The organism is Pseudomonas sp. VE 267-6A (assembly GCF_024126555.1).
Taxonomy (GTDB): domain Bacteria; phylum Pseudomonadota; class Gammaproteobacteria; order Pseudomonadales; family Pseudomonadaceae; genus Aquipseudomonas; species Aquipseudomonas palmensis.
This window is the reverse complement of record NZ_JAMYBY010000008.1, coordinates 119,146-132,486: the sequence shown is the minus strand read 5'-3', so window position 1 is coordinate 132,486 and position 13,341 is coordinate 119,146. Positions and strand designations below refer to the sequence as shown.

Annotated in this window: 14 protein-coding genes; 8 read left to right on the top strand and 6 right to left on the bottom strand. The window is 64.0% G+C overall.

Going from position 1 to position 13,341, the window contains the following annotated elements; all coding sequences use genetic code 11:
• Positions 1–178: 178 nt before the first annotated feature.
• Complete coding sequence (gene mqo, locus NJH59_RS11390) at positions 179–1,684, top strand: malate dehydrogenase (quinone) (RefSeq protein ID WP_043864347.1); 1,506 nt, start codon at positions 179–181, stop codon at positions 1,682–1,684.
• Between the two features lie 54 nt (positions 1,685–1,738).
• On the opposite strand, the gene NJH59_RS11385 is transcribed toward mqo, so the two are convergent.
• The 3 genes from NJH59_RS11385 to NJH59_RS11375 all read right to left on the bottom strand — a co-directional run bounded on the left by NJH59_RS11385 (position 1,739) and on the right by NJH59_RS11375 (position 3,277).
• Positions 1,739–2,026 carry a PA4642 family protein gene (locus tag NJH59_RS11385; RefSeq protein WP_054916234.1) on the bottom strand — a complete coding sequence of 96 codons (288 nt, stop codon included), beginning with the start codon at positions 2,024–2,026 and terminating at the stop codon, positions 1,739–1,741.
• A 71-nt stretch (positions 2,027–2,097) separates the two neighbouring features.
• The gene (locus tag NJH59_RS11380) at positions 2,098–2,565 is read right to left on the bottom strand and encodes a hypothetical protein (protein ID WP_054916235.1); all 468 of its coding nucleotides are present in this window, start codon (positions 2,563–2,565) and stop codon (positions 2,098–2,100) included.
• Between the two features lie 154 nt (positions 2,566–2,719).
• Complete coding sequence (locus tag NJH59_RS11375) at positions 2,720–3,277, bottom strand: hypoxanthine-guanine phosphoribosyltransferase (protein WP_043864344.1); 558 nt, start codon at positions 3,275–3,277, stop codon at positions 2,720–2,722.
• Positions 3,278–3,442: 165 nt separating this feature from the next.
• On the opposite strand from NJH59_RS11375, the gene upp reads away from it, so the two are divergent.
• Together upp and NJH59_RS11365 are read left to right on the top strand one after the other, a co-directional pair.
• A complete protein-coding gene (gene upp, locus NJH59_RS11370) occupies positions 3,443–4,081 on the top strand; it encodes a uracil phosphoribosyltransferase (protein ID WP_043864343.1) in 639 nt (212 codons plus the stop codon).
• 2 nt (positions 4,082–4,083) lie between these two features.
• Positions 4,084–5,358, top strand: a complete 1,275-nt coding sequence (locus NJH59_RS11365) for a uracil-xanthine permease family protein (RefSeq protein WP_043864342.1) — start codon at positions 4,084–4,086, stop codon at positions 5,356–5,358.
• An 87-nt stretch (positions 5,359–5,445) separates the two neighbouring features.
• Here NJH59_RS11365 and hemH read toward each other — a convergent pair whose 3' ends face one another.
• Positions 5,446–6,462, bottom strand: coding sequence for a ferrochelatase (gene hemH, locus NJH59_RS11360; protein WP_043864341.1), 1,017 nt, complete (start codon positions 6,460–6,462; stop codon positions 5,446–5,448).
• A gap of 12 nt (positions 6,463–6,474) precedes the next feature.
• Positions 6,475–7,377 carry a TIGR01777 family oxidoreductase gene (locus NJH59_RS11355; protein ID WP_116052806.1) on the bottom strand — a complete coding sequence of 301 codons (903 nt, stop codon included), beginning with the start codon at positions 7,375–7,377 and terminating at the stop codon, positions 6,475–6,477.
• Positions 7,378–7,562: 185 nt separating this feature from the next.
• Here NJH59_RS11355 and NJH59_RS11350 point away from each other — a divergent pair, with 185 nt between their 5' ends.
• The 5 genes from NJH59_RS11350 (at position 7,563) to NJH59_RS11330 (ending at position 12,666) form a co-directional block, all read left to right on the top strand.
• Positions 7,563–8,549 carry an NAD(P)/FAD-dependent oxidoreductase gene (locus NJH59_RS11350; protein ID WP_043864339.1) on the top strand — a complete coding sequence of 329 codons (987 nt, stop codon included), beginning with the start codon at positions 7,563–7,565 and terminating at the stop codon, positions 8,547–8,549.
• Positions 8,550–8,661: 112 nt separating this feature from the next.
• Complete coding sequence (locus NJH59_RS11345) at positions 8,662–9,618, top strand: DUF523 and DUF1722 domain-containing protein (protein ID WP_054916238.1); 957 nt, start codon at positions 8,662–8,664, stop codon at positions 9,616–9,618.
• Entirely contained in the window at positions 9,608–10,498 is an 891-nt protein-coding gene (locus tag NJH59_RS11340) for a MerR family transcriptional regulator (RefSeq protein ID WP_043864337.1), read from the top strand. Before NJH59_RS11345 ends, NJH59_RS11340 begins: the two co-directional genes overlap by 11 nt.
• A gap of 28 nt (positions 10,499–10,526) precedes the next feature.
• Entirely contained in the window at positions 10,527–11,954 is a 1,428-nt protein-coding gene (gene phrB, locus NJH59_RS11335; protein WP_253086807.1) for a deoxyribodipyrimidine photo-lyase, read from the top strand.
• 10 nt (positions 11,955–11,964) lie between these two features.
• Positions 11,965–12,666: an SDR family oxidoreductase gene (locus NJH59_RS11330; RefSeq protein WP_253086806.1), complete on the top strand. Its 702-nt coding sequence runs from the start codon at positions 11,965–11,967 to the stop codon at positions 12,664–12,666.
• 57 nt (positions 12,667–12,723) lie between these two features.
• Here the strand turns inward: NJH59_RS11330 and NJH59_RS11325 are convergent, their stop codons facing one another.
• Positions 12,724–13,242 (bottom strand): acyloxyacyl hydrolase, encoded by a 519-nt coding sequence (locus tag NJH59_RS11325; protein WP_043864335.1) that lies wholly within the window; start codon positions 13,240–13,242, stop codon positions 12,724–12,726.
• Positions 13,243–13,341: the final 99 nt, after the last annotated feature.

Below are 13,341 nucleotides of genomic sequence, written 5' to 3'. Positions count from 1 at the left end.
CCTTGACCATAAGTCGAATTGCCGCACGGGCGGTAAAATGCGTTCATAGGCAACGCAAAGCCCGGTTGGTGGTGTCCGCGGAAGTTGAAAAACCTGCGAAGTAGCGGACATGGAAATCCCGGCCAAGCCTGGGAGCCATGCTGTCAATTTGGTGCTGAAGATTTTTGGAGACGCGTTAATGGCGCAGAACGAAGCAGTCGATGTAGTACTGGTAGGGGCCGGCATCATGAGTGCCACCCTGGCCGTACTGCTCAAGGAACTCGACCCGGCGATGAAGCTGGAAGTCGTCGAGTTGATGGATTCGGGTGCCGCGGAAAGTTCCAACCCGTGGAACAACGCCGGGACCGGCCATGCCGGGCTGTGTGAGCTGAACTACACGCCGCAGGCCGCCGACGGCAGCATCGACATCAAGAAAGCGGTGCACATCAATACCCAGTTCGAGGTATCCCGGCAGTTCTGGGCCTACCTGAGCAAAAAGGGCGCCTTCAAGAACCCGCGTGCCTTCATCAACCCGATCCCGCACCTGAGCTACGTCGAAGGTGACAAGGGCGTCGCGTTCCTGAAAAAGCGGTTTGAATCGCTCAAGCCTCACCACGCCTTCGCCGAGATGGAATACACCGAAGACAAGGCGCTGATGAACGAGTGGATGCCGCTGATGATGCCGGGCCGCCCCGCCGACCAGCACATCGCCGCCACCCGCGTGATGAAAGGCACCGACGTCAACTTCGGCGCCCTGACCAACAAGCTGCTCAAGCACCTGGCCGACACCCCCGAGTCGCAGGTCAAGTACAGCAAGAAGGTCACCGGCCTGCGCCGTAACGGCAGCGGCTGGACCGTCACCATCAAGGACGTCAACAGCGGCAGCAGCCGCGACGTCGATGCCCGCTTCGTGTTCCTCGGCGCCGGTGGCGCGGCCCTGCCGCTGCTGCAGCTGTCGGGCATCGAGGAGAGCAAGGGCTTCGGCGGTTTCCCGGTCAGCGGCCAGTGGCTGCGCTGCGACAACCCCGAGGTGGTCAAGCGCCACCAGGCCAAGGTCTACAGCCAGGCCGCCGTGGGTTCGCCGCCGATGTCGGTACCGCACCTGGATACCCGCGTCGTCGACGGCAAGACCTCGCTGCTGTTCGGCCCGTACGCCGGCTTCACCACCAAGTTCCTCAAGCACGGCTCGTTCCTCGACCTGCCGCTGTCGGTGCGCCTGGGCAATATCGGGCCGATGCTGGCCGTGGCCCGCGACAACTTCGACCTGACCAAGTACCTGGTCAGCGAGGTGATGCAGTCGATGGAACAGCGCCTGGAATCGCTGCGTCGCTTCTACCCTGAAGCCAAGGCCGAAGACTGGCGCCTGGAAGTGGCCGGGCAACGGGTGCAGATCATCAAGAAAGACCCGAAAAAAGGCGGCATCCTGCAGTTCGGTACCGAACTGGTGGCGGCCAAGGACGGCTCGCTGGCCGCCCTGCTGGGCGCCTCGCCGGGTGCTTCGGTCACCGTGTCGATCATGCTGGAACTGATCGAACGCTGCTTCCCCGAGCAGGCCAAGGGCGCCTGGGCGGCCAAGCTCAACGAGATCTTCCCGGCACGGGAGAAGGTCCTGGCGACCGACGCTGCGCTGTACCACAAGATCAGCGCGCAGAACGACGAGGCCCTGGGCCTGGTCGAGAACCAGCCGACGCAAAGCTACGCGTAAGCGTGATGCATGAAAAAACGCCCCTCGGGGCGTTTTTTCATGGCTGCGATGTACTCACTTGCGGGCGCTGTCGATGATCTCGATGTACTCGGGCGCATTGCGCTGGTCGCCGATCACCTGGGCGAAGGTGTTGCCGTGCTCGTCCTTGCCGTCCACATCGTATCCGGCCTCGACGAAGAAGCCGACGAAACGTTCGAAGTCATCGATGCGCAGGCCGCGATAGGCCTTGATCAGTTTGTGGTGCGAGGGCGAGCTGGCATCGGCCGGTTCGAACTGGAGAAACGACTTGATGTAGTCGTCGCTGATCTCATCACCAATCACTTGCTTCTTGTCTTTACGCATTGCCGACTCCAACTGAACCATCACGGACATTTTTCACGGGCCGGCAGTTTACCCCCCGGCAGCGCTGTGGCTCAACGCGCGCGTAGGGTGCCGGTGTGCACATCGGCCCAGATATGACCGTTGGCATAGCTGAGGAACTGCACGTACAGGGTGTCGTTGCGCAGCAGGTCGAGAATCACCCGGTACTGGCTGGCGGGATAGTTGAGGGTCAGGGTGCGGCTCTTGGCGTCGAACGCCGGCTTGCGCAGGCTCTTGCCTTCGCCGTCGAAGCTGATCAGCACCTCGCTGATGGTGGCGCCCTTGTTCAGGGGCTTGCCCTTGAGGCGCATCAGCACCGGTGCCGTGACCGGTATCGGTTGCTGGTTGGACTGTCGCTGGTTGCCGACCACCACCGAATACTGGGTCACCTGCAGCAGTTGCTGGGCTTCGGGGGTTTCCTGGCGCAGGGTAAGGTCGTCGGGCGGCAGGAACTGGCTGTGCAGCGGCGCGGCGGCCAGGGGCAGGCTGGTCAGCAGCAGGAGGGCGAGGATGGCGCGCATGGCAGGCTCCTTGGGGGCGGCCTGGCACTCTAGCATGAGAAATGTACGAAGCTGATGGCCTCTTGTGGGAGCGGGCCTGACCCGCGATGCAGGCACCGCAAATAGCTGATACCGCATCGCCCCTTTCGCGGGCCAAGTCAGCTCCCACCCGGTTTTACATGCCCTTCACGGCATAGATACCCGCCGCATTGCGCCAGTAGCCCTTGTAGTCCATGCCGTAGCCGAACACATAGCGGTCAACGCAGCTCAAACCGCAGTAGTCGGCCTTCAGGTCAGGGCTGGCCTTGCGGTCGTGGTCCTTGTCCACCAGCACCGCGCTGTACACTGCCTTGGCACCGGCATGCTTGCAGAAGTCGATGATGGCGCTGAGGGTGTGCCCTTCGTCGAGGATGTCGTCGATGATCAGCACTTCTCGATCGATGAACGACACTTCGGGCTTGGCCTTCCAGAACAGGTCACCGCCGCTGGTCTGGTTGCGGTAGCGCGTGGCATGCAGGTAGGACGCCTCCAGCGGGAACTGCAAATGGGTCAGCAGCTTGCCGGAGAAGATCAGGCCACCGTTCATCACGCAGAACACCACCGGGTTGCGGTCGGCCAGGTCGGCGGTGATCTGCGCGCCCACACGGGCAATCGCCGCTTCGACTTCGGCTTCGCTGTGCAGGCAGTCTGCTTCACGCATGACTTGACGGATATGCTCGAGATCAGCGGACATGACGCTCTCCAGGGGGCTGCGGTTGAGAAAAGCGGGCAAAGGTACGCACCCTCACGCATCAGATCAAGCATTTATGGACTAACGTGCACAATGCCTATAGGACACCTGCGGCCGAATAGATTACTCTAGCGCGGTTTTTTTGCCCGCCCCCCGGAGCCTTTCCCTATGCCAACCCGTGAGATCCGCCATCCGCTGATCCGTCACAAGCTCGGCCTGATGCGCCGCGCCGATATCAGCACGAAGAATTTTCGCGAACTCGCCCAGGAAGTCGGCGCGCTCCTGACGTACGAGGCAACCAAGGATCTGCCGCTGGAAAGCTACGACATTCAAGGCTGGTGCGGCACCGTACAGGTCGAGAAGATCGCCGGCAAGAAGATCACCGTGGTGCCCATCCTGCGCGCCGGTATCGGCATGCTCGACGGCGTGCTCAGCCTGATCCCGGGCGCCAAGGTCAGCGCCGTGGGCGTTGCCCGCAACGAGGAAACCCTCGAAGCGCACACCTACCTGGAAAAACTGGTACCCGAGATCGACGAGCGCCTGGCCATGATCATCGACCCGATGCTGGCCACCGGCAGCTCCATGATCGCCACCATCGACCTGCTGAAGAAGGCCGGCTGCAAGGACATCCGCGCCATGGTGCTGGTGGCAGCGCCCGAAGGCATCGCGGCGGTCGAGGGTGCACACCCCGACGTGCGTATCTACACCGCCTCGATCGATGAACGCCTGAACGAACACGGCTACATCATTCCCGGCCTGGGCGATGCAGGCGACAAGATCTTCGGCACCAAGCAGAAGGACACCTGAACATGCAGGACGAGTTCAACGACCCGCTCTGGCGCCAGGTCGTCTCCGGCGCGCAGATGCTCTTCGTGGCATTCGGCGCGCTGGTGCTGATGCCGCTGATTACCGGCCTCGACCCCAACGTTGCGCTGTTCACTGCGGGCCTGGGGACTCTGCTGTTCCAGGTGGTCACTGGCCGTCAGGTGCCGGTGTTCCTCGCCTCCAGCTTTGCCTTCATCACCCCCATCATTCTCGCCAAGGGCCAGTTCGGCCTGGCCGAGACCATGGGCGGGGTGATGGCGGCCGGGTTCGTCTACACCTTCCTGGGCCTGGCCGTGAAGATCAAGGGCACCGGCTTCATCGACCGCCTGCTGCCGCCGGTGGTGATCGGCCCGGTGATCATCTCGATCGGCCTGGCGATGGCGCCGATTGCTGCCAACATGGCCATGGGCAAGGCCGGCGACGGCGCCGAACTGCTGCCCTACAGCACCGCGATGATGATCTCGATGCCGGCGCTGCTCACCACCCTCATCGTGGCGGTGTTCGGCAAGGGCATCTTCCGCCTGGTGCCGATCATTGCCGGGGTGCTGGTGGGCTTTGGCCTGTCGTTCTACTTCGGCGTGGTCGACACCGCCAAGATCGCCGCCGCCCCCTGGCTGGCCCTGCCGCACTTCACCGCGCCGGCCTTCAACTGGCAGGCGATCCTGTTCATCGTACCGGTGGCCCTGGCCCCGGCGATCGAGCATATCGGCGGCGTGATTGCAGTGGGCAGCGTGACCGGTCGCGACTATCTGAAAAAGCCTGGCCTGCACCGCACCCTGCTGGGTGACGGCATCGCCACCACCACCGCCGGCCTGTTCGGCGGCCCGCCCAACACCACCTACGCCGAAGTGACCGGCGCGGTGATGCTGACCAAGAACTACAACCCCAAGATCATGACCTGGGCGGCCGTGTTCGCCATCAGCCTGGCCTTCGTCGGCAAGTTCGGCGCGTTGCTGCAGAGCATTCCGGTGCCGGTGATGGGCGGCATCCTGTGCCTGCTGTTCGGCTCGATTGCGGCAGTGGGCATGAACACCATGATCCGCCACAAGATCGACCTGAGCGAAGCGCGCAACCTGGTGATCGTCTCGGTGACCCTGGTGTTCGGGATTGGCGGTGTGCTGGTCGGCACCGGTACCGGCCCGGACGACTGGGGCCTGAAGGGTATCGCTTTGTGCGCCGTGGTGGCCATTGCGCTCAACCTGCTGCTGCCGGGCAATGACGGCTGGAAGAACAAGGTGCTGGACGACCATTTGCCTTGATCTGAAACGCTTCGCCGGCAAGGCCGGCTCCTACAGGGGTTCGCGCAAACCTGTAGGAGCCGGCCTTGCCGGCGAACGCTGCACTACCTAACCCGCCTGCTCACACAACTGCGTAAGCGCCTCCACCCACTGCGGGTGATCATTCAGGCACGGCACCAGCACCAGCTCTTGCCCGCCCGCCTCGACAAACTGCTCGCGCCCGCGATCGCCGATTTCTTCCAGCGTCTCGATGCAGTCGGCCACGAACGCCGGGCACATCACCAGCAGCTTCTTGACGCCTGCCTTGCCCAGCTCGTCCAGGCGCGCCTCGGTGTAGGGTTCGATCCACTTGGCCCGGCCCAGCCGCGACTGGAACGACACCGACCATTGGCCCTCGGCCAGGCCCATCTTCTGCGCGAACAACTGTGCTGAACGCAGGCACTGCGCGCGATAACACACCGCCAGCACCTCGGGCGAAGCGTTGCGACAGCAGTCGGCATTCTGGAAACAATGCGAACCGGTAGGGTCGAGTTTCTTCAGGTGCCGCTCGGGCAAACCGTGAAAGCTCAGCAGCAGGTGATCGAAGCCCTGCTCCAGGTACGGCCTGGCACTGGCCACCAGCGCGTCGATGTACAGCGGCTGATCATAGAACGGACGCAGCACCGGCATCTGCAATGCCAGCTTGTGCTCGGCCACCACGGCCTTGGCCTGCTCGATCACGGTGGTCACGGTGCTGTCGGCAAACTGCGGGTACAACGGCGCCAGGGTCACCTTGGTGACGCCCTGGCCGGCCAGACGCTGCAACACCGTGGACAGCGAAGGCTCGCCATAGCGCATGGCGATTTCCACAGGCCCGTGGGCCCAGTGCGCGCCCATGGCCTGCTGCAGGCGCCGGGTCAGCACCACCAGCGGCGAGCCTTCCTCCCACCAGATGGAGGCATAGGCGTGGGCCGACTGCTCCGGACGCTTGATCAGGATCAGCGAGACCAGCAGGCGACGCACCGGCCACGGCAGGTCGATCACATACGGGTCCATCAGAAACTGGTTGAGGTAACGACGCACGTCGGCGACGGAAGTGGAAGCCGGTGAACCCAGGTTGACCAGCAGCAGAGCATGATCGGTCATGCAACATCCTTTTCAGAGGCGCGCGGACAAGTCATCCAGCGCCGATTGCACATCGTTGTAACGGAACGTGAAGCCTGCCGCCAGCAAGCGCACCGGGCGCGCCCGCTGGCCACCCAGCAGCAATACCGACAGTTCGCCGAGCCCGGCGCGCAGCACCAGCGCCGGCAACGGCATGAACGCCGGGCGGTGCAGCGCGCGCCCCAGGCGTCGGGCAAATTCGCGGTTGCGCACCGGCTCCGGCGCGCAGGCATTATAAGGACCGCTGGCATCCTCGCGCTGCAACAGAAAATCAATCAGGGCGATTTGGTCGTCCAGATGGACCCACGGCATCCACTGGCGACCACTGCCAATCGGCCCGCCCAGCCCGAGCTTGAACGGCAGGCGCAGGCGCGACAAAAAGCCGCCCTCGGCCGCCAGCACCAGCCCGGTACGCACCAGCACCACCCGCATGCCCAGGGCCTCGGCGCGCAGCGCGGTTTCTTCCCAGGCAATGCACAGCTGGCTGGCAAAGTCCTCCTTGACCGGCTGCGACAGCTCGGTCAGCTCGCGCTCACCACCATCGCCATACCACCCTACCGCCGACCCCGAGATCAGCACCGCAGGGCGCTGCTGCCGGCCTTGCAGCCAGGCAATCAACTGCTCGGTGAGGGTGATGCGGCTAGCCCATAGCAGCGCGCGTCGGTGCGACGTCCAGGGGCGATCGGCAATCGGCGCACCGGCCAGGTTGACCACGGCGTCCACCGGCTCGTCGCCCAGTTCGTCGAGCCGGGCAATGCCGCGCACCCCTGCCCCGCACACCTGAGCGACCTGCGCCGGACGCCGGCTCCACACCGTCAGGCGATAACCCCTGTCCAGCCAGAAGCGGCAAAGGTGTCTGCCGATCAGGCCCGTACCACCGGTCAGCAATATATGCATGGCTGTGTCCTCACATGGCGCGCGCTGGTCTATTTTTAAGTTCAAGGCACTTTTTTGACCGAACGCTCTCGGATAAACATAGGCCAACCTGCAACGTCGAGCGGAATCATCTTATACAAGCTGGAGATATTGTACAGGCTTGTCGGGCAGCGTAGGCTGTTTCCAAAAGGTTCGAAGAGGCCATCATGACTGTTCCTATCGCAATCATCGGTGCCGGCATCGCCGGCCTGTCCGCCGCCCAGGCCCTGCAGAAGGCCGGGCACACCGTGCACCTGTTCGACAAGGGCCACGGCAGTGGCGGACGCATGGCCAGCAAACGCAGCGAAGCCGGCGCCCTGGACCTGGGCGCGCAGTACTTCACGGCCCGCGACCGACGTTTCGTCGAACAGGTCCAGGCCTGGCAGGCCAAGGGCTGGGCGGCCGAATGGAAGCCGCAACTGTACAACTACCGCGAAGGTCAGCTGACCCCCTCGCCGGACGAGCAGATCCGCTGGGTGGGTGTACCGCGCATGAGCGCCATCACCCGCGGCCTGCTCAAGGATGTCACCGTCAACTTCAATTGCCGCATTGCCGAGGTGTTCCGCGGCAAGCAGTACTGGCACCTGCAGGACACCGAGGGCGGCAGCCACGGGCCGTTCAGCCGCGTCATCATTGCGGTGCCGGCGCCCCAGGCCACGCAGCTGCTCAGCGCCACCACCAAGCTGGCCGGCATGGCCGCCAGCGTGCAGATGGAGCCCACCTGGGCCATTGCGCTGGGCTTCGATACGCCCCTGGACACCCCCATGCAGGGCTGCTTCGTGCAGGGCTGCGACCTCGACTGGCTGGCGCGCAACCGCAGCAAGCCCGGGCGTGACGAAAAACTCGACACCTGGGTTCTGCACGCCACGGCCAGCTGGAGCAAGCAACACATCGACCTGTCGCGCGAGGCCGTGATCGAGCACCTGCTGGGCAACTTCGCCGAACTGGTGGGCTGCGCCGTGCCGGCCCCCACCTTCACCCTGGCCCATCGCTGGTTGTATGCCCGCCCGAGCAGCAGCCATGAATGGGGCGCCCTGGCCGATGCCGACCTGGGCCTGTACGCCTGCGGCGACTGGTGCATGTCGGGGCGCGTCGAGGGCGCATGGCTCAGCGGCCAGGAAGCGGCGCGGCGCCTGCTCGAACACCTGGAATGACCCCTGCACCAGCTGAAGCTGTACAGAACATTTGACTTGTACAACGCGTTATCTATGATGAGCGAAGCTGTACATAATTTTGTTTCTGTACAAATTTCAGTCGAGAGCGACCATGGCGGCCACCAGACCAAAGATTGCCATCAGTGCATGCCTGACCGGCGAAGAGGTCCGCTACAACGGCGGGCACAAGGCCTCGCGCCTGTGCAATGAAGTGCTGGCCGAACACTTCGACTTCATCGGCATCTGCCCCGAGGTCGCCATCGGCCTGGGCACACCTCGCCAGGCCATCCGCCTGACCGGTGACCCGGCCAACCCCAGGGCCGTGGGCAGCCGCGATGCCAGCCTGGACGTCAGCCAGGCACTGGATGCCTACGGCGCAGAAATGGCCGGGCAACTGACCGACATCTGCGGCTACATCTTCATGCAGAAATCGCCATCCTGCGGCCTGGAACGGGTCAAGGTGTACCAGGCCAACGGCTACCCGGCCACCGAAGGCGGTCGCGGCCTGTACGCCGCACGGTTCTGCGCCCAGCGCCCCGACCTGCCGGTCGAAGAGGATGGCCGGCTGTGCGATCCGGTACTGCGGGAAAACTTCATCACCCGCGTGTATGCCTACGCCGACTGGCAGCAACTGCTGGCAGGCGGGCTCAGTCGGCATGCCCTCATCGCCTTCCACTCGCGCTACAAGTACCAGTTGATGGCGCACAACCCCCAGCAGTACAAGGTGCTGGGCAAGTTGCTGGGCAGCATGCAGCGCCAGGACGACCCCACCCAGATCGGCCCACGGTATTTCAGCCAGCTGATGAGCGCCCTGAGCCGCTGCGCCAGTCGCGGCACCCACGGCAACGTGCTGATGCACCTGAGCGGCTACCTGCGCCGGTTTCTAGACCCCCGCGACAAACAGGAAATCCGCGCCCTGATCGAGCAGTACCAGGCCGGCATCGTCCCGCTGGTGGTGCCGCTGACCCTGCTCAAGCACCACCTGCGCCGCCACCCCGACCCCTACCTCATGCAGCAGGTCTATCTGCAACCGCACCCGGAAAACCTGAGCCTGCGCAATGCCATCTGAAGACGACCTGCTGCCCATTCGTGAAGTCACCCGCCTGACCGGGGTCAACCCCGTGACCCTGCGCGCGTGGGAGCGTCGCTACGGGCTGATCGTGCCGCAGCGCACCGGCAAGGGTCACCGGCTCTACAGCGCCGCACACGTGCAGCGCATCCAGCAGATTCTGCAATGGCTCAACCGCGGAATCGCGGTGGGCCAGGTCAAGCCGCTGCTCGACACCTCCCCAGCAGTGCAACCCGCACCCGGCAACGACGACTGGCACACCCTGCGCCTGCAACTGGTCGACTGCATCGCGCAACTGGCCGAACGCCGACTCGACCAGCTGTTCAACCAGGCCATGGCCCTCTACCCCGCCGCCACCCTGTGCGAGCAACTGTTGCTGCCGTTGCTGCAAGAACTCGACACCCGCTGGCACGGGCACTTTGCAGCCCGCATGGAGCAGGTGTTCTTCCATACCTGGCTGCGCAGCAAACTTGGCGTGCGGGTGTATCACAACAACCGTCAGCTGAACGCCGCGCCCGCCCTGCTGGTCAACGCCTCGGCCCTGCCATTCGACCCGCAGCTGTGGCTGTGCGCCTGGCTGCTCAGTGATGCCGGCTGCGCGGTCGAGGTATTCGACTGGCCGCTGCCACCTCGAGAGCTGGCGTTTGCCGTGCAGCAGCTCAAACCCTGTGCGTTGGTGATGTGCCTGAACGCGGCGCTCGATCCGCGTGAACTGCAGCGCAGCCTCAATGCGATCGATCTGCCGACCCTGCTGCTGGGCAGCATGGCCGCGCTCTACAAGGAGCATGCCGAGGCGGCGGGCCTGCAGGCAGGCAACGTGCATCTGCCGTCCTCTGTGGTGGCGCTGCCCGCCCTGTTGCTGGGCCTGCTGGCCACCTGACGTCTCCCCCACATTCACAGGATTTCGTATGCAACTGATCTGGCTGCGCAACGACTTGCGCGTTCACGACAACACTGCGCTGGCCGCTGCCTGCTCGCGCGGCCCCACCCTGGCGGTGTGGCTGGTAAGCCCCGGGCAGTGGCTCGCCCACGACGACGCCCCGTGCAAGGTGGACTTCTGGCTGCGCAACCTGCACAGCCTGCGCCAGTCACTGGACGCCCTGAACATCCCCCTGCTGATTGTGCCTGCCGACCAGTGGGCCGATGCGCCTCGGGTGCTGCTCGCGCTGTGCAGGCAACATGCGGTCAGTGCCGTGCACCTGAACGAGGAATACGGGGTACACGAACAACGTCGCGATCAGGCCGTGCAGCAGGCATTGCGCCAGGCCGACATCCAGGTGCACAGCTACCTGGACCAGTTGCTGTTCAAGCCCGGCAGCATCCTGACCCGCAGCGGCGGTTACTTCCAGGTGTTCAGCCAGTTTCGCAAGGTGTGCTACGAACGCCTTCACCTGGGGCTTCCCTCACGGGTATCGGCGCCGGCAGCCCAGGCCCGGCTGGCCATTGCCAGCGACACCGTCCCCACCCAGGTGGCCGGCTTCGAGACGCCGCCCGACGCGTTGCGCACGCTGTGGCCGGCAGGCGAGGATGAAGCCGCGCGCCGCCTGGCGCACTTTGTCGACGAGGCCATCGAGGATTATCCGGTACAGCGCGACCTTCCTGCCGTACCTGGCACCAGCCAGCTGTCGGCCTACCTCGCCGCCGGGGTGATCTCCCCCCGCCAGTGCCTGCATGCCGCCCTGGCCTGCAACTTCGGCGAATTCGACAGCGGGAATGCCGGCGCCATCACCTGGATCAACGAACTGCTGTGGCGCGAGTTCTACAAGCACATCCTGGTGGGCTACCCGCAGGTTTCCCGCCACCGTGCCTTCAGGTCACATACCGAAGCCCTGCCCTGGCGCAATGCGCCACAGGACCTGCTGGCCTGGCAACAGGGCCGCACCGGCATCCCTATCGTGGATGCGGCCATGCGCCAGTTGCTCGCCACAGGCTGGATGCACAATCGCCTGCGCATGGTCACGGCCATGTTTCTGACCAAGAACCTGCTGATCGACTGGCGTGAAGGCGAACGCTTCTTCATGCGCCACCTGATCGACGGCGACCTGGCCGCCAACAACGGCGGCTGGCAGTGGAGCGCCTCGACCGGTACCGACGCCGTGCCCTACTTTCGGATCTTCAATCCGGTGAGCCAGTCGCAACGCTTCGACCCTGCAGGGCGATTTCTGAAGCACTGGCTGCCTGAACGCGGCAACCTGGACCACAAGGCCGTCCATTTACCCAATGTCCAGAACGATTTGTTTGCAATAGATGTCTATCCTCATGCAATTGTAGACTTAAGTTCTAGTCGCCAACGCGCACTGGATGCGTTCAAACACTTACCTAAACGCAACGATTGAGGAAAGGATCTTGAGCAGTGATCGACCTCGGCGCATCTGGATTACCGGTGCCAGCAACGGACTTGGGCATGCCTTGGCAGAGGCGCTGCTTGAACAGGGCTGCAAGGTGGCGCTCAGTGTTCGCAATCGCGACGATGCACACCCCCTTGAGACCGACTATCCCGGTCGGGTCCTTGTGCTTGACGGCGACCTGCACCAGTTGCCGCAGGCCAGGCGCGCCTGCGCCACCCTGACCGAACAATGGCAGGCCATCGACGGCCTGATCGTCAACGCCGGCACCTGCGACTACCTGCCGTTGCCGATTACCCAGACACTGCTGCAGGACGTGGTGCGAAGCAACCTGGCCGCCGCCTCGCACTGCCTCGATGGCGCGCTCCCCCTTCTGGACAAGGGGCGCGCCCCGCAGGTGGTGGGGATTCTCAGTGCGTACTCTGCCCTGCAGCTGGGCGAGCCCGGCCAGCCGCGGCGCCCTGCCAACAGCATCGCGTCACTGTTCGAAGACGCCCGCCCCCTGCTGGTCGCACACGGCATCGACCTGACCATCGTGGCCCCTCAGACACCTGCACAGGCCATGAACACACCCACTGCCATCCCGGATGAGTGGGACGCCAGTTCGGCTGCCAGCGCCATCCTGCAACGCCTGGGCGAACGCCCGCAGCAGTTGACCCTGCAGGCGCTGGCGGTCAATGAGCTGTGGCCGCTGCCAAAATGAAAAAAGGCCCTGACGCAAGTCAGGGCCTTTTTCGTGGTGCAGGGTACCGGCCGACCGTCAGAGCGGCATGCGGTAGTGCAGCGAATAGCTTTCCACGCCATCGTTGGGGCTTTGCAGGCCCGCGTTCGAATAGTGGATGGCGCGCACGCCTACCTCGTGTCCGCCCGCGAAGCGCAAGCCGAACCCGATGCGGTCTTCGAACTGGAACGACGAGCCGAGCTTGTTGGTTTCAAGCTTGGTGCTGGAGAAGGCCGCTACACCGATACCCGCCTCGATGTAGGGTTTGACCGACTCACCGGCGAACTCGTAGACGAACACGGGCGCGAACGAGAGGCTGTGGTTGCTGGAAGTCTTGTCGCCGTCCCAGTAGGTGTAGGCACCGTCCCAGTAGCCGGTCACGCGGCCGACGCTGGTCTGCCACCAGCTGGCGTCCCAGTTGGACTGCAGCCCAAGGCGATAGACCATGGTCGAGTCACCGGTCTGCCCTACGGAAAACGAGGCGTCAGCGGCGTTTGCGGTGAAAGAGTGCCCCAGGGTAACGGCTGCAATCGCAGCCAAGCAAAGCAGTTTCTTCATGAGAAACGTCCCTTTTCCTAAATGCTGTTGTGGTTTTGTGTCTCATCAGACGATTGAATAGAAATCGGCAGTAGTACGATAGTTCAGGAAAAAAATGCA